Here is a 21,404-nt window from a genome sequence, read left to right as displayed (position 1 = left end):
GGCGGGTGGACGTGCCGCAGCTGCTCCTGGTGGGTCTGGTGCTGCTGTTCGGGCTGGTCGGGGTGCTGGTCCCCGGTGTGCCGGGCACCTGGCTGGTGTGGGCGGGGCTGCTCTGGTGGGCGCTGCACGAGCGGTCGGCGCTGTCGTGGTCGCTGCTGGTCGCGGTCACGGCCCTGCTGCTTCTGGTCCAGGTGGTGAAGTGGCAGCTGCCGCCCCGGCGGGCGCACGGGCTGCCGGCCACCGCCCGTACGGCGGTCTTCGCGGGCGCGGGCGCGCTGCTGGGCTTCGTACTGGTCCCCGTGGTGGGGGCGGTCCCGGGCTTCGTGGGCGGCATCTACCTCTGCGAGCGGCTGCGTCTGGGCGGGCACGGCGAGGCCTGGGCCTCGACGCGCGCGGTGATGCGGGCGGTGGGCACGAGCGTGCTGGTGGAACTGTTCGCGTGCCTGCTGGTGGTGGGGGCGTGGGTGGGCGCGGTGGCCGCGGAATAGCCCCGGCCGGGCGCAAGGGCACTGGTCAGAGGGTCTCGTCGCGCACGAACGGGCGCAGGGCGCCGAGGAGTGCGCCCACGCAGGTGTCGCGCAGCTCGGCGGCTGCTGTCGCCGGCGGTCCACGGATGGCCGCACGGGTTCCGGGTGGGCCTCCTGGCCGTCGAACTGGTCATGCCGCCGCTGTACTTCCTGCTGGCCGACGCCGACGAGAGGGCCCACGCGCAAGCCAAGATCATCAAGGGTGCAGAATGACCTGTATGCCCATAACGAACGCTCCGAAGACGGCAACGATCGACGATGCCCGCATGGTCGGCCGCACCCTGGCCGCCGCCTTCGACGACGACCCGATGATGCGCTGGTTCTTCCCCGACGACGCCTCCCGCGAGGCCGGGCTGAACCGCTACTTCACGACGCTGTTCACCCGGCAGTACGTCCACCACGGCGTGTGCGAGCGCACCGACGCCGCGGCCTCCTTCTGGGTGGCGCCCGAGGGGCAGGCGAAGGCCGTGCCCGACGCGGAGACCGTCCAGGAGCTCCAGGAAATCCTCGGCGACCGGGCCGCCCTGTTCCGGGAGGCCGTCGAGGAGGCCGCGAAGCACGCCCCGACCGAGCCGCACTGGTACCTGGCGGTGGTCGGCGCCGACCCCGCCGCCCGGGGCCGGGGCCACGGGGCGGCCCTGCTGCGCTCGGGGCTGGCCCAGGCCGACGCGGCGGGCCTGCCGGTCTACCTGGAGTCCTCCAAGCCCGACAACCTGCCCTTCTACGAGCACTTCGGCTTCACCGTGCTCGGGGAGGCCCGGCTGCCCGGCGGCGGCCCGGCCCTGTGGGCGATGCGCCGCGCCCCGCGCACCCCGGCCGGCGCCTGACGCCCGACGCCGGGGCCGAGGCCGAGCCGTGGCGCCTTCCCGGTGACGTGCCTGCCGTCGGCGGCTACGCTCTCAGCCCCTGGGACACCGAGGAGCCGCGATGGACAAGCCCGCTCCGGACCCGCCCGCCGGACCGGCTGACGCCGGCGAGCCGGCCTGCCTGCTGCACCTCGTCTGCGACGCGTGCGGATACCTCGACACCGCCCGCGACACCCCCGCCTGCACCCGGTGCGGCACCCCGTTCCCGACCGGGCCCGGGCCGGCTTCCTAGTCCGCCCCGGGAAAACGGGCGGCGCCCCGGGGCGGACCGGTGAGGTCCGCCTCCCGGGGCGCCGAGGCGCACGGGTCTGCCGGTGGGTCAGTTCGTCTGGTAGACGCCGAAGATGTCGACCACGAGGTCGATGTCGTCCCAGCCGCGGTTCCAGAAGTCGACGATGCCGTTGCTCCCCATGCCGGCCTGGACCAGGTTCGGGACGGTCTCGTTGCGCTTCCAGTTCAGGTTGGACGAGTTGGGCGGGGTGGGCCAGCTGGCCCACTTGCCCTGGTAGGCGCTCAGCGAGTTCGGGTCCGGGGAGACCGTGAGGTACCCCTCGCCGCGGGTGTTGGTGACCGTGGTGTTCAGCACGTAGGCGGTGTTGGCCGGGTACTGCGTGGACAGCGGCATGTAGATGTAGCCCTGGCCCTCCAGCGGGCCCCACGCCCAGTCCGAACTGTCACGGGTGTCGAGCAGACGCTCCGGGAGGAAGGGCAGATAGGCGCCCCAACTCTGGGCGTCGTAGTAGCCGACGACGTCGACGATGACGTCGGTGCCGTTCCACGCACCGTTGCGGAAGTTGACGGTGCCGTCGGGGCCGACGGGCACGATCACCGAGTTCGCCACCGTCTGGCCGGCGCGGAAGTTCACGTTGGACGTGGTCGGGGCGGCGCTCCCGCCGGGGAACACGGTCAGGTGGCCGTCCTCGCGCGGGTTCGTGACGGTCACGTTCAGCGCGACCGCGGTGGCGCCGTCCGGGACGCCGTCCCGGCCGGTGAACTTGACGCCGAAGGTGCTCTGTCCGCGGACCTGGCCCTTGGCGGTGCCGGTGCCGTTACGGGTGTCGACGAAGCGCGTCGGGTTCAGCGCGGTGTAGCCGCTGGACGAGGTCCGGGTGAAGTAGCCGGTGACGTCGGCGATCAGGTCGACCGACTCCCAGCCGCCGTTGTAGAGGTTGACGAAGCCGTTCCTGTCGACCGGAACGATCACCAGGTTCGGGACGGTCTGCCCCTTGGCGAAGTTGACGTTCGACGTGGTCGGACGCTCGCTGCCGGCGGGCCAGACCGTCACGTGGCCGCCGCTGGTGGTGTTGGTGGCGGTGACGTTGAGCACGACGGCAGTGACGCCGGCGGGGATGTTGCCGTTGCCGGAGATCTGCACCCGGGTGGTGCCGTACGCCGGGACCTTGGCCTTCGGCCCGCCCGTGCCGTTGCGGGTGTCCAGGAGGCGGGTGGGCGCGTACGGCGTGAAGTCGGAGCCCGGTGTGACGACGGCGAGCGTGTTGGTGCCCCGTTCGCCCGTGGCGTCCTTCAGGGTGACCTTGACCGTGTAGGCGCCGATCTCCGCGTAGGAGTGGGCCAGGGTGTGGCTGGCCGGGCCGTAGAGGTCGAGCAGGTCGGTGGAACCGTCGCCCCACTCGATGTAGGCCGCGATCGGGGTGTCCGGGTCGACGCTGACGTCGACTGCCAGGCTGATCCCGCGGGCGCTGGTGCCCTTGGCGCTCAGGCCGACCGTAGGCTCCACGGCGGCGGTCCCCTGCGCCTGGGCCTTGCCCTTGCCGGCGGGCCGGACCGTGCGCTCGGCGGCGCTCGTGAACGTGTCGAAGTTCGACGCCGCGGCCTTGCCCAGGTCCGCGGCCGGAACGCTCACCCCGTGTGCGTCGGGCTTCGCCGACTCGTCGGCCTGGGCCATTCCGGGGACGAGACCTGCACCGGCCGCGATGACGGCGGCGGAAACTATGAGTCGGCGATTGCGCACCGGCCCCCCATTTTCTGTTGATGCTTGAACAGGTTCGAAAGCTCGCCCAGAGTACACAGCCATCGGGCCGTTGATCACCCCCAATATCGGCGCGGGGGCGCTGACCGCCCCGCCCCGTTCCCGGGCCGGTCGGCCCGGGAACGGGGCGGGGCGGGGCGAGGCGGGGCCGTCCGGGTCAGACCCGGCCGCCGCGCTTTGCGGAGTAGTTGGCCCGGCCCTCGGCCGACTTCAGCCGCCAGTCGCGGCGGATCTCCGACCGCAGCCGGGCGTCCGTCTTGGCCACGATCCGCTGGTTCTCCCTCAGGAGCTTGCGGTAGCTCTCCAGGCGCCGCTCCGGCAGGTCCCCCGATTCCAGGGCGGCGAGCACCGCACACCCCGGCTCCGCCTCGTGGGCGCAGTCGTGGAAGCGGCATTCGGCGGCGTAGTCCTCGATCTCGGAGAAGACCTGTCCGACCCCCGCCTCCGCGTCGAAGAGCCCGACGCCGCGCAGGCCCGGGGTGTCGATGAGGACCCCTCCGCCCGGCAGGACGAGGAGGTTGCGGGTGGTCGTGGTGTGGCGGCCCTTGCCGTCGACGTCGCGGGTGGCCTGGACCTCCATGGCGTCCGTGCCGAGAAGCGCGTTCGCCAGGGTGGACTTGCCCGCGCCCGAGACGCCCAGCAGGACGCTCGTGCCGGAGCCGACGATCGCGCCGAGGACGTCGGTGCCCTCCCCCGTGTGGGAGGAGACCGTGAGGACCTGGACGCCGGGGGCGGTGGTCTCCACGTCCTGGACCAGGTGCCCGAGGGTGGCCGGGTCCGGAACCAGGTCCGCCTTTGTGAGCACGACCAGCGGCTGCGCCCCCGACTCCCAGGCCAGGGCCAGGAAGCGCTCGATGCGCCCCAGGTCGAGTTCGACGGCGAGGGAGACGGCGATGATCGCGTGGTCGACGTTCGCGGCGAGGATCTGCCCCTCGGACCGCTGCGACGAGGTGGAGCGGACGAAGGCGGTCCGGCGCGGCAGGTACGCCTTCACGTACCGCGGGTTGCCCGCCGTCTCGACGGCGGCCCAGTCCCCGGTGCAGATGACGCGCAGCGGGTCGTGGGGAGTGACGAAGGCGGTGTCGGCGCGGACGATGCCGTCGGCGGTCAGCACGTCGCACTGACCGCGGTCGACGCGTACGACACGGCCGGGCACCAGGCCCTGCGCGGCATACGGGGTGAACTCGGCAGCCCACGCGTCGTCCCAGCCGAGGGAGGTGAGGGTGTGCGCGAGCGAGGCCTGCGGGAAAGCGTTGAAAGACAAGGGGAACCCTTCACAGGGTGGCCCCGGCCGCACGTGCCCGCCCTGCGGCGGCGCGTGAAGAGAAGTGTGAGGTCAGCCGGAGACCACGGGGGTGACATCGATGGTCTTCTGAGTGCGGGCAGCGCCCTGCGCAACGACAGTCATCAATGAACTCACCTCCGGGTCAGCACGTGGCCGTGGTTCCTCACCGCTCGGCGGGAACGGACCGACTTTAACAAGCCCGCTCGCGTCGGGGCCACTTCTTTTCCCGCACCGCGTTCCGGTGCCGCTTTCTCCGTGCCGTCAGCCGAGGGGCGTCGGGCCGACCCGCCGGGCCAGTACCTGTCCCGGCCAGTCCCCGGACCGGAAGCGCTCGGTGGGGGCGAAGCCGTTGCGCTCGTAGAACGCGACCAGTTCGCCGCCCCCGCCCGCCCAGCAGTCGACCCGCAGGAGGGCGACGCCGGCCCGCCGGGTCTCCTCGGCGGCGTGCGCGAGCAGCGCCGCGCCGATGCCCCGGCCCGCGTGCAGCCGGTCGGAGACCAGCAGCCGCACGTACCGCTCGGGCTCCCCGGCCGGCGCGATCGGCAGCTGCGGGCTGGGCCCGTGGTCCAGCACCAGGGCCCCGACGGGCATCCCGGCCAGCTCCGCGACGTACGGGGTGTTCTCGGTCGTGTACCGCTCGACGCGCTCCGGCCCGCCGGGGCGCCGCGAGTACGGTGTCGTGCCCCACTGCTCGGTGTTGCCGCGGGCGTTCATCCAGGCCACGGCGGAGTCGAGCATGTCCAGCAGGGCCGGCGCGTCCGCCGGGCCGCCCGGCCGGATCCGTATCGCGTGTGCGGTGTCGTTCACGGCGGAAGCCTGGGCGAGGCCGGCTGCGTGCCCGCCTCATCCGAAGCGGACCGGCAGGTACTTGATGCCGTTGATGAAGTCCGAGCGCAGCCGGCGGACTGCGCCCGCGAGCTCGAAGTCGGGGTGGCGGCGGAGGAGTTCGCGGATCAGCGCCTTGATCTGGGTACGGGCCAGCCCTGCGCCCAGGCAGAAATGGGGGCCGCCGCCCCCGAAGGCGAGGTGCTCGTTGGGGGTGCGGCGGATGTCGAAGGTGAAGGGATCACCGAAGACCTCCTCGTCACGGTTGGCGGAGGTGTAGTAGGTCACCACCTTCTGCCCGGCGGCTATGTACCGCCCGCGCAGGACGGTGTCGCGGGTGGCGGTGCGCCGGAAGTTGTGGATCGAGCCGCCCCAGCGCAGGAACTCCTCGGTGGCCGAGTTCCACAGCAGTTCGTCGTGCGGGGCGGCGGCCAGCTCGGCCCGGGCCACGGGATGCTCGGCCAGGGCCAGCAGCGTGTGGGACAGGAGGTTGCGTGTGGTCTCGTTGCCCGCGACGCACAGCAGCACGAAGAACATGTTGATCTCGTGCTGGCTGAGCCGGTCCCCGTCCACCTCGGCGTGGACGAGCGTCGAGAGGATGTCCTCGCGGGGCCGGGCCCGCCGCTCGCCGGCCAGGGCGTCGCAGTAGGCGTAGATCTCGGCGGCCGCGAGGTCGCTGTCCTGCTTGCCGGCCGAGAGCTCCGGGTCCTGGCCGCCGGCCATCCGGTTGCTCCAGTCGAAGACGAGCCGCTCGTCCCCGGGCGGTACGCCGACCATCTCGCAGATCGTCTGGATCGGGAGCCGGGCGGCCACCCCGTCAACGAAGTCCATGTCCCGGCCGGGGGCGACGGCCGCCTCGACCAGGGCGGCGGCCCGCTCGCCGATCCGGGCCGCGAGGCGGCGCACCACCCGCGGGGTGAAGCCCGCGCTGACCAGTGCGCGGTAGCGGGAGTGACGCGGGGCGTCCATGCCGAGCAGGACCAGCCGGAGGGACTCCAGGGACTCCGGGCTCTGGTCCCGGATCATGAAGGAGCCGAGCTCCGTGGACCAGAGCTCGGGGTCGCGGCTGACGGCCTTGACGTCGGCATGGCGGGTGACGGCGTAGAAGCCGTCGTGGCCGCCCGGGACCTCGTGCCAGTGCACCGGGTCCTCCTTGCGCAGCCGGGTGAGCTGCGCGTGCGGGACCTCGCGGGCCCAGGTGTCTTCCAACAGGTCGATCTCACCGGTGGGGATCACGGTCCACCACTTCCCTTCGACATCGGTTCCCACCCGGTCCCCTCGCGGGGGGCCGGACGGCTTCGGGCGCAGTGCCGTACCCCTCGCGGGGGGCTGGGCCGGGATTTTCGGTCGCGGTCCCGTACCCCTGGCCGGGCGGCGGGGCGGGATTTTCGGTCGCGGTGCCGTACCCCTCGCGGGGCGGCGGGGCGGGATCCGGGTGCGGTGCCGTACCCCTCGCGGGGAGCCGGGCCGGGGTTCGGGCTCGGTGCCGTACCCCTGGCGGGGCGGGATCCGGGCGCGGTGCGGGGGGTCGCGGTGCCGCCGAGGGGTATCTCCTCGGCTCGCGCCAGGCGGGCACCTCTCGGCTGTGGGCGGTGGTTGCGCGCTCGTCCTGCGGGGACACCCCTCCCCGTCCCCACTCCAGCCGTACGAGCCCGGCTCCGGGGAACACCGAAGCGCTGGCGTGGGGTGGGGACACGGCGGAGTGTCCCCGCAGGACGAGCGCGCACCGCCGGGTACAGCCGCGACATGCCGAACCGCGCGAGCCGAGGAGATACTCCGGCGGGGCACCGCTCCACCCGTTCCATCCCGCCCAGCGGAAAACCGGCCACCCCGGCGAAAGCCGAAGGGCCGAGGAGACACTCCGGCGGGGCACCGCCCCACCCATGGCATCCCGCCCAGCGGAAAACCGGCCACCCCGGCGAAAGCCCAACCGAGCCATCCTGCCCCGCGGTATCCGGCCACCCCCGGGCGGGATCCGCACCGTGCCATCCCGCCCCGCCGGTACTCGGTCGCCCCCGGCGGGAGCCGAACGGCCGGACCGGTCCGCGGAAACCTGCTGCCCCGCCGGGAGGCTATCGGCGGCATGGGCGGCTCCCGGGATCGTGTCGGCTTCCCGATACAAACTGCGGCCTGATCTGACGCACCGTCAATCCTTGTGCACGGACCGCCCCGTCACACCGCACCCCGGCATGTCCGTTTCGTTCAAGACCGGTGGGGCACGGCGTGCCTAGCCTGCCGGTATGACTCCACGACTCGACGTGATCGGCATGGTCGTCTCCGACATGGCCGCCTCGCTCGCCTTCTACCGCCGCCTCGGCCTGGACGTCCCGGCCGACGCCGACGGCCTCCCCCACGTCGAGGCCACGCTGCCGGGCGGGCTGCGGATCGCCTGGGACACCGAGGAGACCGTCCGCTCCTTCGACCCGGCCTGGACCCCGCCCGGCGGCGACGGCCGCCGCGACCTGGCCTTCCTGTGCGACTCCCCCGCCGAGGTGGACGCCCTGTACGAGGACCTGACCCGGGCCGGCCACCGCGGCCATCTGAAGCCCTGGGACGCCTTCTGGGGCCAGCGCTACGCCGTGGTCCTCGACCCGGACGGCTGCGGCGTCTCCCTCTTCGCCCCGGCGGCGCCCCCCGCGTAGGCGGTCAGCGTGGTCCCGGCCAGTGCGCGGACCTCGCGGGCGAGGTGCGCCTGGTCGGCGTAGCCCGCCGCGTACGCCACATCGGCGTACGGCAGGCCCCGGTCCGCCAGGGCCAGCGCCCGGCGCAGCCGCAGGATGCGGCCGAGCGTGCGCGGCCCGTACCCGAAGGCGTCCAGGGAGCGCCGGTGCAGCTGCCGTTCCCCCAGGCCGGCCGTGGCCGCGATCGCCGCCACCGCCCGTCCGGCCCGGAGCCCGGCGACGACCTCGGCGGCGAGGGGATCGGGCGGCCCCGCGTCCGCCGCGCGCGTCCGGGCCAGCGCTTCGAGCCCCGCGCGCGGGTCTGCGTACCCCGCCACCAGCCCGGTGAGGCGGCGTACCTCGCGGGCGGGCCACAGGTCGGCGAGCCCGACGCGCAGGTCGCGCAGGGCGTGCGCCGGTACGCCGAGCAGCGCGGGCGCGGTGCCGGGCGCGAGCCGGATCCCGGCGACGGCCCCGGCCTGCACCTCTCCGGCGGGATGCGGCCCGGTGTCGGGCCCGGCCACCAGGAGCCGCCCGTCGGCCCAGAGCAGGTCCATGCACCCGTCCGGCAGCACCACCCCGCCGCCGCCCGCGGTGCGCCACAGCACGGCTCCGGGGATCCCGGCCGACGGCGTCTCCTCGTACACGCCTCCAGGCTACGCCCCGCATCCTGCCCCTGATCATGGGACGGACTGCCCGCCACCCCGCCGGCGGGTTCGCCGCTGTCGATTGGTTCCAGGGGGAGTTGGGCCGTGACGGACACCGTCGGTGGGCGCACTGGTCGACCTCGGCACGGGGACGTCGGCCTCGTGCGTGCCGGAGTCGGCCGAGGACACCCCGTCGGCGGACCGGGGCGCGACCGCCGTGCCGGAGTACCGGCCCCGCGCCCCGGCGGTCAGTGCTTGCGCAGGCGCGAGGAGTAGTCCTCGGGCGGCAGGAACTTCGACCAGCGCTCCGGGAACTCCGACGGCATGCCCTCGTCCTCGTCGTCCTCCGACTCGCCCTCCGCCATCGCCCGCCAGGCGGCGGCCCGCGCGACCAGCTGCGCGGCCTCCGCCTCGCGGGCCCGCTCGTTCGCCTCGCGCGCCGCCGCCGTGGCCACCGAGGGCCAGACGCGGTCGATGGCGGCGTTGACGGCGGCGCCGACCAGCACTGCGAAGGCCGAGATGCCGATCCAGAGCAGGACGGCGACGGGCGCGGCCAGGGAGCCGTAGATGGTCGGCCCCTCCACGGTGTTGGTGAGGTAGATCCGCAGCAGGAAGGAGCCCAGCACCCACATCGCCAGGGCCACCAGCGCGCCCGGCACGTCCTCGATCCACGGCGAGCGCACGGGCACGGACACGTGGTAGAGCGTGGTCAGGAAGGCGATGGACAGCAGGGTCACGGTCGGCCAGTACAGGACGGCGATCACCTCGGTGCCCCACGGCACCAGCCGGACGACGGCGTCCGGCCCCACCACCATGAGCGGCAGCACGATCGCGCCGATGAGCAGGGCGATGATGTAGAGCAGGAAGGCCAGCAGCCGGGTCTTGACGATGCCGCGGTGGCCGTCGAGCCCGTACATCACGGTGATGGTGTCGATGAAGACGTTGACGGCACGGGATCCCGACCACAGGGCGAAGGCGAAACCGAGCGAGATCAGGTCGGGCCGGCCGCTGCGGGTGACGTCGTCCAGGAGGGGTCTGGCGATGTCGTTGACGCCGCGGTCGGACAGGACCGTGCCGACCGCGCGCAGGATGTTCTCCTCGATGCTCTCGACGGTGCGGGTGTCCGTCCACCCGTCGACGTAGCCGAGCAGGCCCAGCAGGCCCAGGAACAGCGGGGGCAGGGAGAGCAGTGTGAAGAAGGCCGCCTCGGCCGCGAGCCCGAGGATCCGGTACTCGATGCACGAGTTGACGGTGTCCTTCAACAGCAGCCAGCCCATTTTCCGCTTCGAGACGTTGCGGTAGAGGGCGCGGGCCCGGTGGAGCCGTCCTGGGATCCGCTCGGGTGTTTCTTTTGCTGGCTGCACGTCCTTACGGTATCCGCATGGCAGCCACCACCCACACAGTCAGCAACCAGGCCCCGCCCCTGGTGGGGCACGACGTCTACGGCGGCGATCGGGCCCTGACCGAGGGCGTCGAGCGTCACCTGGCGTCCGCGGATCCCGAACTCCTCGGCGAGGTACGGGAGGAGCTCACCGGCCTCGGGCGCGCGGCCGGTTCCGCGCAGGCCCAGGAATGGGGCGTGCAGGCGAACGAGAACCCTCCGAAACTGCGCACGCACGATCGGTACGGGAACCGCATCGACGAGGTGGAGTTCCACCCTGCGTGGCACCGGCTGCTCGGGCACGCCGTGGGCTCCGGGCTCACGGACGCCTGGGGGCGTCCGGCCGGGCACCTGCGCCGGGCGGCCGGGTTCTTCCTGTGGTCGCAGGCCGAGGCGGGCCACGGCTGCCCGGTCTCGATGACGCACGCGGCCGTGCCGGCCCTGCGGGCCGATCCGTCGATCGCGGCGGAATGGGAGCCGCGGCTGACCTCGCACGTCTACGAGGAGGGGCTGCGGCCGGCGTCGCAGAAGGCCGGCGTGCTCTTCGGCATGGGGATGACCGAGAAGCAGGGCGGCAGCGACGTACGGGCCAACACGACGACCGCCGTGCCGCTGGACGCGTCCGGCGAGTACCTGCTGACCGGGCACAAGTGGTTCTGTTCGGCGCCGATGTGCGACGGCTTCCTGGTGCTGGCGCAGGCCCCGGGCGGGCTGACCTGCTTCCTGGTGCCGCGGGTGCTGGAGGACGGCACGCGCAACGTCTTCGCGATCCAGCGGCTGAAGGACAAGCTGGGCAACAAGTCGAACGCGTCGAGCGAGGTCGAGTTCGACGGGACCTGGGCGCGGCGGGTCGGTGAGGAGGGTCGCGGGGTGCGGACCATCATCGAGATGGTCGCGGCGACCCGGCTGGACTGCGTCATCGGCTCGGCGGCGCTGATGCGGCAGGCGCTGACGCAGGCGGTGCACCACGCTGAGCACCGCTCTGCTTTCGGAGCACTGCTCATCGACCAGCCGCTGATGCGCAACGTGCTCGCGGACCTCGCCCTGGAGTCGGAGGCCGCCACCACCCTGACGCTGCGCCTGGCCGCCGCCTACGACGCCGGGACCGAGCAGGAGAAGGCCTTCCTGCGCCTCGCCGTGCCCGCCGCCAAGTACTGGGTGACCAAGCGCTGTACGCCGATGGTGGCCGAGGCCCTGGAGTGTCTGGGTGGCAACGGCTACGTCGAGGAGTCCGGGCTGCCGAGACTGCTGCGCGAATCCCCGCTGAACTCCATCTGGGAGGGTTCGGGCAACGTCCAGGCCCTGGACGTGCTGCGCGCCCTCCAGCGGGAGCCGCAGGCGCTGAACGCCTTCCTCCAGGAGGTGGGCCTGGCCCGCGGCGCCGACCACCGGCTGGATTCGGCCATCAAGGACCTGCTGACGGATCTCGCCGATCTGGAGGGCATCGAGGCGCGGGCCCGCCGGGTCGTGGAGCGCATGGCCCTGGTGCTGCAGGGATCGCTGCTGGTCCGGTGGGCTCCGCCGGAGGTCGCGGACGCGTTCTGCGCCTCGCGGCTGGGCGGCGACTGGGGTACGGCCTTCGGCACGCTGCCCCACAGCCTGGACCTGCGGGCGGTAGTGGAACGGGCGCGGATCGCAGGCTAGGGAGGAGCCCCCGTCGGGCTCCCCTGCGGTCCCCAAACCGCTCCCAGCCGGGATCCGGGCCCGTCGACCGGCACAGAGGTGGCGCCGCGCCGACTCGGCACCACCCCTGAACCGAAGCCCCGAGGAGGAGCTGTCACGCCGCTCGGGCGACGTCCGGACATTTTCGGTCGGACGACCGGGACTTGGCGAGAGTTGCATAGCGTTGCAACCTTTGAGTCGGCAGCCGCCCGCCGGGGGCGCCGGGGGAAGCGGCCCCGAGGCACCTGCGGACCCGCCGGGCGGCCGGCGTCGTACGTCCTGTTCGCACGGGGAGGTTCCGGTGGCCGACACCACAGGCATGACGGTCGATGTGGCACGCATCTCGGCCATGCACCCTCGGGAGGCCACGCGTCTGCTCAAGGGGGTGCGGGCGGCCGCGCTGGCGGGCGACCGCCCGCCGGCCGCGCCCCGGCCGGAGATCGCGGAGTCCTGGCGCCGGATGCTGGCGGGCGGCGTGCACCCGGACCGGGACGCGCGCTCGCGGATGCTGTCGGCCGCCGAGACGGAGGAGCGGCGCCACGTCTCCCCGCTGCGGGAGGTGCTCCCCGTACTGCGCGAGGGACTGCTGCCCGCGCTCGACGGGGCGCTGCACATCATGGTCGTCGCGGACGCGGACGGGCGGCTGCTGTGGCGGGAGGGCCACAGCTCCATCCTGCGCAAGGCGGACCGGCTGGGCTTCGCGGTGGGCGCGGACTGGGACGAGGCCGTGGTCGGCACGAACGGCGTGGGAACCGCCCTGGTGGCCCGGCGGCCGGTGCAGGTGTTCTCCGCGGAGCACTTCGTCTCCAGCCACCACGACTGGACCTGTGCGGGGGCGCCGGTGCGGGACCCGCGGGACGGGCGGCTGCTGGGCGTGGTCGACGTCAGCGGGCCGCTGGCCACCATGCACCCGGCGACGCTGGCCTGGGTGAGCTCGGTGGCCCGGCTCGCGGAACGGGAGCTGCGGGTCAGGCACCTGGAGTCGCTGGAGCGACTGCGGGCGGTGGCGGCCCCGCTGATGGCCCGGCTGCCGGGGCGGGCGCTGGCCGTGGACCCTCACGGCTGGACGGCCGCGGTGACGGGGCTGGCCCCGGCGGACCGGATTCCGCTGCCGAAGGACCTGGTGCCGGGCCGGGTGTGGGTGCCGCAGCTCGGCGACTGCGTGGCGGAGCCGCTGCCCGGCGGCTGGCTGCTGCGGATCGCGCAGGACCGGGCGGGGACGGCGACGACCCGGGTCGTCCTGGACCTCAGCCGGGCGGGTTCGTGGTCGGCGACGGTGTACGGGGCGTCCGGGAGCTGGTCGCAGGAGCTGAGCCCGCGCCACGCGGAGCTGTTGTTCCTGCTGGCGGAGAGCCCGCGGGGACGCTCGGCGGCGGAGCTGTCCGCGGAGCTGTTCGGGGACCCGACCCGCACCGTGACGGTCCGGGCGGAGCTGTCCCGCGTACGCCGCCACCTCGCGGGCGTCCTGACCCACCGCCCGTACCGCTTCGCGGAGGACGTGGAGGTGGAGCTGATCCGCCCGGAGGACCCGGCGGCGCTGCTCCGGCACTCCACGGCCCCGGCGGTGGTGCGGGCCCGCCTGGGCCGGACGGGACCCGGCATGATTCCCTGAGCTGCATGAGCACCATCACACTCACCACCTGGTCGCTGGAGATGACCTCTCCGGCGGACCTCGTCCCGGCGGCTCCGGCGGGCCCGGAGATATCCGTCGTGCGGTCGGAGGTCACCTCCCCCGAGTTCAGCCGCTTCCTCTACGCCTCGGTGGGCGGCGACATCCACTGGACGGACCGGCTGTCCCTCACGCGTGCGCAGTGGGTGGAGCAGCTCGACCGGCCGGGTGTGGAGACGTGGGTGGCGTACGACCGCGGCACGCCGGCGGGGTACGTGGAGCTCGACCCGCAGGACGACGGCGTGGTGGAGATCATGTACTTCGGCCTGCTTCCCGACTTCCGCGGCCGCCGCATCGGCGGGCACCTGCTGTCCGTCGGCGTCGAGCGGGCCTGGGACCTCGCCTCGCGCTGGCCGCAGCGCGAGGCGACCCGCCGGGTGTGGGTCCACACGTGCAGCCAGGACGGCCCGACGGCGATGAGCAACTACCAGCGCCGCGGCTTCAAGGTCTTCAAGACGGAGACCGAACAGAAGGAGGAAACCCCGACCCCGGGCCCCTGGCCCGGCGCGTAGCCGCTGCGCGGGCCCCGCGGATCCGTTTCGCCGGCCCGGGCTGCCCGCGCAGGTGACGCCCCGCCGCACGGCGCCGAGTAACGGGATCGGCCCGCCCGTACGAGGGGCAGGCGCGGCGTGGCGGCGGGGTGAGGGGACGGCGTCCGCGCATGCTGGAGGTCCGTCGAACCCAGGCGAGGACCATGAGTGCCGCAGGCCCACCGGATCCGGCCGACGAGCCCGACAGCCCGCACACCGGGCGGCGCAGGCAGCGCTGGCTCGCCGGGTCCCACCGCTGGCAGAGCCTGATCGCGGCCGCGGTCACCGCTGTCGTCGCGGCCGTCACCGCGATCGTCGTGGCGGTCATCTCCCGGCCGTCGACACCGTCGCCCACGCCGAGTCCGCAGCAGACGGCCGCAGACGGCATCACCGACACCGTGGTCACCACCCGGCTCGCCCGGCAGTACGCGGATCCCGCGGCGACCCCGGCCGGGGTCGCGGTCTACTTCGAGGGGACTGTGAGCGGGCTCGATCCCGGCTGGACCGTCATCGCCCTGGTCCGCCGGGGCAACGAGCGGTCCGGCTGGCCCGTCGCGCTCGCCGACGTCGACCGCTCCCGCGGGACCTGGAAGGCCACCGTCCACGTGGCCCGGCCGCGTTTTCCGCTGGAGATGGCGACGGGGGTGGTTCTGATGAGCGCGTACGGTGGGGAGTCCGCCACAGCGACGCCGGGGACGGCGAAGCCTCAGGCGTCGCCGAGGCCCACCGGCGTGGCGACCCCGCAGGGCCTGCTGGATGCACTGCGGCGGGACGGCCCGGAGGCCGAGGGGGTCGAGATCTCGTCCCCCTTCCGCCCCGTCCCCACAGCGACGCCGTGACCGGGCGCCAGGCATCGCCCCGGCGGCCCGACGCTTGCGCCCGCGGGTGACGGCCGTCACGTTGTCCCACCATGCGGGACGAGTTCGTCCGCATTCTGGACAGTAGTGGACTCCTCCAATCGGCCCATGACACGCTTCCGCCATGAATGGAGCTGGAATTGCCTTGGTGAGTCGGCGGCACGTCGACCTCGGCCGCATGTCCAGCGCCATCTGTCCGGCGTGCTGACGGAACCAGCAACCGCCGCACATCGCCGCAATCCCGGCATCGCCGCCGTGGAAGTGTCGATCATCGCAGTCCCCTGAAGGCCGAATTCCGCCCTGTCCGCCGGTCACCCCCGGCAAGGCGCGGGCCAATCAGCCGCACCCGCTCAGCGTCCAGGGGTCACGCCACCCCGCCCGCTTCACCCGCCCCTGCCCTGAGCCGCCCAAGAAGGACGTACCGCCATGGCCGCCACCCCCGAAACGCCCGCGCCCGCCGCCGCAGCCGCCGCGCGCCGCAAGACCGGCCGTCACCGCGGCGAGGGACAGTGGGCCGTCGGACACCACACGCCCCTCAACGGCAACGAGCAGTTCAAGAAGGACGACGACGGTCTCAATGTGCGGACACGCATTGAGACGATCTACGCCCACCGGGGCTTCGACTCCATCGACCCCAACGACCTGCGCGGCCGTATGCGCTGGTGGGGCCTCTACACCCAGCGCAAGCCCGGGATCGACGGCGGCAAGACCGCGATCCTGGAGCCGGAGGAGCTGGACGACAAGTACTTCATGCTGCGCGTGCGCATCGACGGCGGCCGGCTGACCACCGAGCAGCTGCGCGTCATCGGCGAGATCTCCGAGGAGTTCGCGCGCGGCACCGCGGACCTCACCGACCGCCAGAACGTGCAGTACCACTGGATCCGGATCGAGGACGTGCCGGAGATCTGGCGCCGCCTGGAGGCCGTCGGCCTGTCCACCACCGAGGCCTGCGGTGACACGCCCCGCGTCATCCTCGGCTCGCCGGTCGCCGGCATCGCCCAGGACGAGATCATCGACGGCACTCCCGCCATCGACGAGATCTACCGCCGCATCGTGGGCAACAAGGACTTCTCCAACCTGCCCCGCAAGTTCAAGTCCGCGATCTCCGGCTCGCCGCTCCTCGACGTGGCGCACGAGATCAACGACATCGCGTTCGTGGGCGTGAACCACCCCGAGCACGGTCCCGGCTTCGACGTCTGGGTCGGCGGCGGCCTGTCCACCAACCCCAAGCTCGGTGTGCGCCTGGGCACCTGGGTCTCGCTCGACGAGGTCCCGGACGTCTACGAGGGCGTCATCTCGATCTTCCGCGACTACGGCTACCGCCGGCTTCGCACCCGCGCCCGCCTGAAGTTCCTCGTCGCCGACTGGGGCCCGGCCAAGTTCCGCCAGGTCCTGGAGGACGAGTACCTGAAGCGGAAGCTGACCGACGGCCCCGCGCCCGAGCAGCCCTCCGGCCAGTGGCGCGACCACGTCGGCGTCCACCAGCAGCAGGACGGCAAGTTCTACGTCGGCTTCGCGCCCCGCGTGGGCCGCGTGGACGGTGCCACCCTGACCAAGATCGCGGACATCGCGGAGCAGCACGGCTCCGGCCGCCTGCGCACCACCGCCGAGCAGAAGATGATCGTGCTCGACGTCGAGTCCGACCGGGTCGACTCGGTCGTCGAGGCGCTGGAGGCGCTGGACCTGCGGGTCAAGCCGTCTCCGTTCCGCCGCGGCACGATGGCCTGCACCGGCATCGAATTCTGCAAGCTGGCCATCGTCGAGACCAAGGCGCGCGGCGCCTCGCTCATCGACGAACTGGAGCGCCGCCTGCCGGACTTCGCCGAGCCGCTCACCATCAACATCAACGGCTGCCCGAACGCCTGCGCCCGCATCCAGGTGGCGGACATCGGTCTCAAGGGTCAGCTGGTCCTGGACGACGACGGCAACCAGGTGGAGGGCTACCAGGTCCACCTGGGCGGCGCCCTCGGCCTGGAGGCCGGCTTCGGCCGCAAGGTCCGCGGCCTCAAGGTCACCTCGGCCGGTCTGCCCGACTACGTCGAGCGGGTCGTCAAGAGCTACGAGGAGCAGCGCGAGGACGGCGAGCGCTTCGCGGCCTGGGTCGCCCGCGCGGACGAGAAGAGCCTCTCGTGAGCGAGCGAGCCGCGCCCTTCTACTGCCCCTACTGCGGCGACGAGGACCTGTTCCCGCACGAGACGGGCCACGGTGCGTGGGAGTGCAGGGCCTGCAACCGGGCCTTCCAGCTGAAGTACCTCGGGCTGCTGTCCCGGGGAGTTCGGTCCGATTCGGCGGGATCAGCGGGAGGGGACGAGATATGACCACCACGCAAGACGCCAGTCTCAAGAACGCCGACCTGAAGGCGGCGACGCTCAAGGAGCTGGCCGAGCAGGCGGGCCGCGACCTGGAGGACGCCTCCGCGCCGGACATCCTGCGCTGGGCGGCCGACACCTTCGGCGGGAAGTTCGCCGTGACCTCCTCGATGGAGGACGCGGTCGTCGCCCACCTCGCCTCGCGGGTCTTCCCCGGTGTGGACGTGGTCTTCCTCGACACGGGCTACCACTTCGAGGAGACCATCGGCACCCGGGACGCGGTCGACGCGGTGATGGACGTCAACGTCATCACGCTGACCCCGCGTCAGAGCGTGGCCGAGCAGGACGCCGAGTACGGCCCGAGGCTGCACGACCGGGACCCCGACCTGTGCTGCGCACTGCGCAAGGTCAAGCCGCTGGAAGAGGGCCTGACGGCGTACGACGCGTGGGCGACGGGCCTGCGCCGCGACGAGTCCCCGACCCGGGCGAACACCCCGGTGGTCGGCTGGGACGAGAAGCGGCGGAAGGTCAAGGTCTCGCCGATCGCCCGCTGGACCCAGGACGACGTGGACGCGTACGTCGCCGAGCACGGCGTGCTCACCAACCCGCTGCTGATGGACGGCTACGCCTCCGTCGGCTGCGCCCCCTGCACCCGCCGCGTGGCGGAGGGCGAGGACGCGCGGTCCGGCCGCTGGGCCGGGCGGGGCAAGACCGAGTGCGGACTGCACGGCTGATGACGACCAGCGAAGAACCTACGGAGACAGAGCAGATGAGCGTGAGCGACCAGGGCGCCACCGTGTGGCTGACCGGGCTGCCGAGCGCGGGCAAGACCACCATCGCCTACGCGCTGGCCGAGCGGCTGCGCGCCGAGGGCCACCGCGTGGAGGTGCTCGACGGGGACGAGATCCGCGAGTTCCTCTCCGCCGGCCTGGGCTTCACCCGCGAGGACCGCCACACCAACGTGCAGCGGATCGGCTTCGTCGCCGAACTCCTCGCGAGCAACGGCGTCAAGGCGCTGGTGCCGGTGATCGCGCCGTTCGCGGACAGCCGCGAGGCTGTGCGCAAGCGCCACGCCGCCGCCGCGACGGATTACCTCGAAGTGCACGTGGCCACCCCGGTCGAGGTGTGCTCCGAGCGTGACGTGAAGGGCCTGTACGCCAAGCAGGCGGCGGGCGAGATCTCCGGTCTGACCGGGGTCGACGACCCGTACGAGGCACCGGAGTCCCCGGACCTCCGTATCGAGTCGCACACGCAGACCGTGCAGGAGTCGGCCTCGGCCCTGCACGCGCTGCTCACCGAGAGGGGTCTGGCATGACGACGACCGTCGCACACGTCCACGACGAGACGGACGCGCCCTACGCGCTGTCGCACCTCGACGCCCTCGAGTCCGAGGCCGTGCACATCTTCCGCGAGGTGGCGGGCGAGTTCGAGAAGCCGGTGATCCTCTTCTCCGGCGGCAAGGACTCCATCGTCATGCTGCACCTGGCGCTGAAGGCGTTCGCGCCGGCGCCGGTCCCCTTCGCACTGCTGCACGTCGACACGGGCCACAACTTCCCCGAGGTGCTGGAGTACCGCGACCGCACCGTCGCCGAGCACGGGCTGCGCCTGCACGTGGCGTCCGTCCAGGACTACATCGACGCGGGCAAGCTGCGCGAGCGCCCCGACGGCACCCGCAACCCCCTGCAGACCGTCCCGCTGACGGAGGCGATCCAGGAACTGAAGTTCGACGCCGTGTTCGGCGGCGGCCGCCGCGACGAGGAGAAGGCCCGCGCGAAGGAGCGGGTGTTCAGCCTCCGCGACGAGTTCTCGCAGTGGGACCCGCGCCGCCAGCGCCCCGAGCTGTGGCAGCTCTACAACGGCCGTCACGCCCCCGGCGAGCACGTGCGCGTCTTCCCGCTCTCCAACTGGACCGAGCTGGACGTGTGGCAGTACATCGCCCGCGAGGGCATCGAGCTGCCGGAGATCTACTTCGCCCACGAGCGCGAGGTCTTCAAGCGCAACGGCATGTGGCTGACGGCCGGCGAGTGGGGCGGCCCGAAGGAGGGCGAGACGCCCGAGACGCGGCTCGTCCGCTACCGCACCGTCGGTGACATGTCCTGCACCGGCGCCGTCGACTCCGACGCCGTCACGCTCGACGCCGTGATCGCCGAGATCGCCGTCTCCCGCCTCACCGAGCGGGGCGCGACCCGCGCCGACGACAAGATGTCCGAGGCCGCGATGGAAGACCGCAAGCGCGAAGGGTACTTCTAGAAATGACCAGCACCACCGATCAGGTCGCCGGGCTCGACGACCTCGCGGCGACCACCCTGCTGCGCTTCGCGACCGCCGGCTCCGTCGACGACGGCAAGTCCACCCTGGTGGGCCGGCTCCTGCACGACTCCAAGTCGGTCCTGACCGACCAGATGGAGGCCGTCGAGGCCGTCTCCGCCCAGCGCGGCCAGGAGGCCCCCGACCTCGCGCTGCTCACCGACGGCCTGCGGGCCGAGCGGGAGCAGGGCATCACCATCGACGTCGCGTACCGCTACTTCGCCACCGCGCGCCGCCGCTTCATCCTCGCCGACACCCCCGGGCACGTGCAGTACACCCGGAACATGGTGACCGGCGCCTCCACCGCCGACCTGGCCGTGGTCCTCGTCGACGCCCGCAACGGCGTGATCGAGCAGACCCGCCGGCACGCGGCCGTCGCGGCCCTGCTGCGGGTCCCGCACGTGGTCCTCGCCGTGAACAAGATGGACCTCGTCGGCTACCAGGAGTCGGTCTTCGCGGCGATCGCTGAGGAGTTCACCGCCTACGCCTCCGACCTGGGGGTCCCGGAGATCACCGCGATCCCGATCTCGGCCCTGGCCGGCGACAACGTCGTGGAGCCGTCCGCGAACATGGACTGGTACGGCGGGCCGACGGTGCTGGAGCACCTGGAGACCGTCCCGGTCAGCCACGACCTGACGGCCTGCCCGGCGCGTTTCCCGGTGCAGTACGTGATCCGCCCGCAGTCCGCGGAGCACCCCGACTACCGGGGCTACGCGGGCCAGATCGCCTCCGGCGTGCTGCGCGTCGGCGAGGCCGTCACGGTCCTGCCGTCGGGTCGCACCTCGGTGATCGAGGGCATCGACGCGCTGGGCGAGTCGGTGGACATCGCCTGGGCGCCGCAGTCGGTGACGGTGCGCCTGAAGGACGACATCGACATCTCGCGCGGTGACCTCATCGCCCCGTCCGCGAACGCCCCGGCCACCACGCAGGACGTCGTCGCGACCGTCTGCCACGTGGCGGACCAGCCCCTCTCCGTGGGCGCCCGGGTGCTGATCAAGCACACGACCCGCACGGTCAAGGCGATCGTCAAGGAGATCCCCTCGCGGCTGACCCTGGACGACCTGTCCCAGCACCCGGAGCCCGGGCAGCTCGTGGCCAACGACATCGGCCTCGTGGTCGTCCGTACCGCCGAGCCCCTCGCGCTCGACGCGTACGCCGACTCCCGCCGCACCGGATCGTTCCTGCTCATCGACCCGGCCGACGGCACCACGCTGGCGGCGGGCATGGCGGGCGAGTCCTTCGCCTCGAAGGCCGAGACGACCGTCCAGCCGGACGACGAGGGCTGGGACTTCTAGGCCATGTTCACCGATCTCTACTCGACCTTCGCGAAGGAGGGCGGCCGCGTGGGCAGCGGCGCCCTCGGCAGCGGCCAGGGAGGGGTGGCGCGATGTGCGCGATGACCGCCCCCGTCCCCGACGAGCCGTACCTGCCCCCGTCCCACAGACGAAGACCCGCGCCGTAGACCACGGCGCGCCGAGAGGAAGTCCTCCCGTGCCTGCCAGCCGTACCACTCGCAAGACCCTGCGCCGCGGTGTCGCCGCCGCCGCTGCCCTGCCGCTCCTGATCGGCGCGCTCGCCTCCTGCGGCTACGGCTCCCAGGCGGACGGCAAGGGCGACAGGAAGGCCGACGTCGCAGCCACCGGCGGCAAGAAGCTGTCGGCGTCCGAGGTCCGTATCGGGTACTTCCCGAACCTGACGCACGCCACCGCCCTGGTCGGCATCCAGGAAGGCCTGATCCAGAAGGAACTCGGCGGCACGGCCGTCAAGCCGCAGACCTTCAACGCCGGTCCGTCGGAGATCGAGGCGCTCAACGGCGGCTCGCTGGACATCGGTTTCATCGGTCCCTCGCCGTCGATCAACGGCTATGTGAAGTCCAAGGGCTCCAACCT

The 21,404-nt window shown here is 72.7% G+C and carries 23 protein-coding genes; 17 read left to right on the top strand and 6 right to left on the bottom strand.

Annotated elements, in window-relative coordinates; genetic code table 11:
• Positions 1-5: 5 nt before the first annotated feature.
• The 4 genes from E6U81_RS11165 (at position 6) to E6U81_RS39760 (ending at position 1,625) form a co-directional block, all read left to right on the top strand.
• Positions 6-488: a DUF456 domain-containing protein gene (locus E6U81_RS11165; RefSeq protein ID WP_136229925.1), complete on the top strand. Its 483-nt coding sequence runs from the start codon at positions 6-8 to the stop codon at positions 486-488.
• A gap of 69 nt (positions 489-557) precedes the next feature.
• Positions 558-740, top strand: coding sequence for a DUF4345 family protein (locus E6U81_RS11160; RefSeq protein WP_346766137.1), 183 nt, complete (start codon positions 558-560; stop codon positions 738-740).
• On the top strand, positions 737-1,354 hold the full coding sequence (locus tag E6U81_RS11155; protein ID WP_136229923.1) for a GNAT family N-acetyltransferase: 618 nt from the start codon (positions 737-739) through the stop codon (positions 1,352-1,354). The genes E6U81_RS11160 and E6U81_RS11155 overlap by 4 nt, the downstream gene beginning before the upstream one ends.
• A 100-nt stretch (positions 1,355-1,454) precedes the next feature.
• Complete coding sequence (locus tag E6U81_RS39760; RefSeq protein WP_168714604.1) at positions 1,455-1,625, top strand: hypothetical protein; 171 nt, start codon at positions 1,455-1,457, stop codon at positions 1,623-1,625.
• 87 nt (positions 1,626-1,712) lie between these two features.
• Here E6U81_RS39760 and E6U81_RS11150 read toward each other — a convergent pair whose 3' ends face one another.
• The 4 genes from E6U81_RS11150 to E6U81_RS11135 form a co-directional block, all read right to left on the bottom strand.
• Positions 1,713-3,365 carry a PKD domain-containing protein gene (locus tag E6U81_RS11150; RefSeq protein ID WP_136229922.1) on the bottom strand — a complete coding sequence of 551 codons (1,653 nt, stop codon included), beginning with the start codon at positions 3,363-3,365 and terminating at the stop codon, positions 1,713-1,715.
• 175 nt (positions 3,366-3,540) lie between these two features.
• Entirely contained in the window at positions 3,541-4,647 is a 1,107-nt protein-coding gene (gene rsgA / locus E6U81_RS11145; RefSeq protein WP_136229921.1) for a ribosome small subunit-dependent GTPase A, read from the bottom strand.
• Positions 4,648-4,929: 282 nt separating this feature from the next.
• On the bottom strand, positions 4,930-5,475 hold the full coding sequence (locus E6U81_RS11140; protein WP_136229920.1) for a GNAT family N-acetyltransferase: 546 nt from the start codon (positions 5,473-5,475) through the stop codon (positions 4,930-4,932).
• 36 nt (positions 5,476-5,511) lie between these two features.
• Positions 5,512-6,762 (bottom strand): cytochrome P450, encoded by a 1,251-nt coding sequence (locus tag E6U81_RS11135; RefSeq protein WP_206309899.1) that lies wholly within the window; start codon positions 6,760-6,762, stop codon positions 5,512-5,514.
• A gap of 971 nt (positions 6,763-7,733) precedes the next feature.
• On the opposite strand from E6U81_RS11135, the gene E6U81_RS11130 reads away from it, so the two are divergent.
• Positions 7,734-8,135: a VOC family protein gene (locus E6U81_RS11130; protein WP_136229918.1), complete on the top strand. Its 402-nt coding sequence runs from the start codon at positions 7,734-7,736 to the stop codon at positions 8,133-8,135.
• Here the strand turns inward: E6U81_RS11130 and E6U81_RS11125 are convergent.
• Both E6U81_RS11125 and E6U81_RS11120 read right to left on the bottom strand, forming a co-directional pair.
• Positions 8,066-8,800 (bottom strand): helix-turn-helix domain-containing protein, encoded by a 735-nt coding sequence (locus tag E6U81_RS11125; protein WP_136229917.1) that lies wholly within the window; start codon positions 8,798-8,800, stop codon positions 8,066-8,068. The two genes, E6U81_RS11130 and E6U81_RS11125, sit on opposite strands and share 70 nt — an antisense overlap.
• A gap of 248 nt (positions 8,801-9,048) precedes the next feature.
• Positions 9,049-10,164, bottom strand: coding sequence for a YihY/virulence factor BrkB family protein (locus tag E6U81_RS11120; protein WP_136229916.1), 1,116 nt, complete (start codon positions 10,162-10,164; stop codon positions 9,049-9,051).
• 17 nt (positions 10,165-10,181) lie between these two features.
• Between E6U81_RS11120 and E6U81_RS11115 the strand changes: the two genes are divergently transcribed.
• The 12 genes from E6U81_RS11115 to E6U81_RS11065 all read left to right on the top strand — a co-directional run.
• On the top strand, positions 10,182-11,825 hold the full coding sequence (locus E6U81_RS11115) for an acyl-CoA dehydrogenase family protein (RefSeq protein WP_136229915.1): 1,644 nt from the start codon (positions 10,182-10,184) through the stop codon (positions 11,823-11,825).
• 337 nt (positions 11,826-12,162) lie between these two features.
• Positions 12,163-13,455 carry a GAF domain-containing protein gene (locus E6U81_RS11110; protein WP_136230161.1) on the top strand — a complete coding sequence of 431 codons (1,293 nt, stop codon included), beginning with the start codon at positions 12,163-12,165 and terminating at the stop codon, positions 13,453-13,455.
• A 5-nt stretch (positions 13,456-13,460) separates the two neighbouring features.
• Complete coding sequence (locus E6U81_RS11105) at positions 13,461-14,024, top strand: GNAT family N-acetyltransferase (RefSeq protein ID WP_136229914.1); 564 nt, start codon at positions 13,461-13,463, stop codon at positions 14,022-14,024.
• A 182-nt stretch (positions 14,025-14,206) separates the two neighbouring features.
• Positions 14,207-14,881, top strand: a complete 675-nt coding sequence (locus E6U81_RS11100) for a hypothetical protein (protein WP_136229913.1) — start codon at positions 14,207-14,209, stop codon at positions 14,879-14,881.
• 142 nt (positions 14,882-15,023) lie between these two features.
• The gene (locus E6U81_RS41905; protein ID WP_310942095.1) at positions 15,024-15,107 is read left to right on the top strand and encodes a putative leader peptide; all 84 of its coding nucleotides are present in this window, start codon (positions 15,024-15,026) and stop codon (positions 15,105-15,107) included.
• 218 nt (positions 15,108-15,325) lie between these two features.
• Positions 15,326-17,032, top strand: a complete 1,707-nt coding sequence (locus E6U81_RS11095; RefSeq protein WP_136229912.1) for a nitrite/sulfite reductase — start codon at positions 15,326-15,328, stop codon at positions 17,030-17,032.
• Positions 17,029-17,217: a hypothetical protein gene (locus E6U81_RS11090; protein ID WP_136229911.1), complete on the top strand. Its 189-nt coding sequence runs from the start codon at positions 17,029-17,031 to the stop codon at positions 17,215-17,217. The genes E6U81_RS11095 and E6U81_RS11090 overlap by 4 nt, the downstream gene beginning before the upstream one ends.
• The gene (locus tag E6U81_RS11085) at positions 17,214-17,942 is read left to right on the top strand and encodes a phosphoadenylyl-sulfate reductase (protein ID WP_136229910.1); all 729 of its coding nucleotides are present in this window, start codon (positions 17,214-17,216) and stop codon (positions 17,940-17,942) included. Before E6U81_RS11090 ends, E6U81_RS11085 begins: the two co-directional genes overlap by 4 nt.
• A gap of 35 nt (positions 17,943-17,977) precedes the next feature.
• Positions 17,978-18,523: an adenylyl-sulfate kinase gene (gene cysC, locus E6U81_RS11080; RefSeq protein WP_030826414.1), complete on the top strand. Its 546-nt coding sequence runs from the start codon at positions 17,978-17,980 to the stop codon at positions 18,521-18,523.
• Entirely contained in the window at positions 18,520-19,458 is a 939-nt protein-coding gene (gene cysD / locus E6U81_RS11075; protein ID WP_136229909.1) for a sulfate adenylyltransferase subunit CysD, read from the top strand. Before cysC ends, cysD begins: the two co-directional genes overlap by 4 nt.
• A gap of 2 nt (positions 19,459-19,460) precedes the next feature.
• Positions 19,461-20,810, top strand: coding sequence for a GTP-binding protein (locus E6U81_RS11070; protein ID WP_031151923.1), 1,350 nt, complete (start codon positions 19,461-19,463; stop codon positions 20,808-20,810).
• 196 nt (positions 20,811-21,006) lie between these two features.
• A partial coding sequence (locus tag E6U81_RS11065; RefSeq protein ID WP_168714603.1) for an ABC transporter substrate-binding protein occupies positions 21,007-21,404 on the top strand: 398 nt, incomplete at its 3' end.

Source organism: Streptomyces sp. A0592 (assembly GCF_004795115.1).
Classification (GTDB): Bacteria; Actinomycetota; Actinomycetes; order Streptomycetales; family Streptomycetaceae; genus Streptomyces; species Streptomyces erythrochromogenes.
This window is presented reverse-complemented; position numbering and strand designations above follow the sequence as displayed.

Coding starts and splice junctions, on each gene's coding strand:
- E6U81_RS11155 (WP_136229923.1), top strand. CDS start 737: ATGACCTGTATGCCCATAACGAACGCTCCGAAGACGGCAACGATCGAC.
- E6U81_RS39760 (WP_168714604.1), top strand. CDS start 1,455: ATGGACAAGCCCGCTCCGGACCCGCCCGCCGGACCGGCTGACGCCGGC.
- E6U81_RS11130 (WP_136229918.1), top strand. CDS start 7,734: ATGACTCCACGACTCGACGTGATCGGCATGGTCGTCTCCGACATGGCC.
- E6U81_RS11115 (WP_136229915.1), top strand. CDS start 10,182: ATGGCAGCCACCACCCACACAGTCAGCAACCAGGCCCCGCCCCTGGTG.
- E6U81_RS11110 (WP_136230161.1), top strand. CDS start 12,163: ATGACGGTCGATGTGGCACGCATCTCGGCCATGCACCCTCGGGAGGCC.
- E6U81_RS11105 (WP_136229914.1), top strand. CDS start 13,461: ATGAGCACCATCACACTCACCACCTGGTCGCTGGAGATGACCTCTCCG.
- E6U81_RS11100 (WP_136229913.1), top strand. CDS start 14,207: ATGAGTGCCGCAGGCCCACCGGATCCGGCCGACGAGCCCGACAGCCCG.
- E6U81_RS41905 (WP_310942095.1), top strand. CDS start 15,024: ATGAATGGAGCTGGAATTGCCTTGGTGAGTCGGCGGCACGTCGACCTC.
- E6U81_RS11095 (WP_136229912.1), top strand. CDS start 15,326: ATGGCCGCCACCCCCGAAACGCCCGCGCCCGCCGCCGCAGCCGCCGCG.
- E6U81_RS11085 (WP_136229910.1), top strand. CDS start 17,214: ATGACCACCACGCAAGACGCCAGTCTCAAGAACGCCGACCTGAAGGCG.
- cysC (WP_030826414.1), top strand. CDS start 17,978: ATGAGCGTGAGCGACCAGGGCGCCACCGTGTGGCTGACCGGGCTGCCG.
- cysD (WP_136229909.1), top strand. CDS start 18,520: ATGACGACGACCGTCGCACACGTCCACGACGAGACGGACGCGCCCTAC.
- E6U81_RS11070 (WP_031151923.1), top strand. CDS start 19,461: ATGACCAGCACCACCGATCAGGTCGCCGGGCTCGACGACCTCGCGGCG.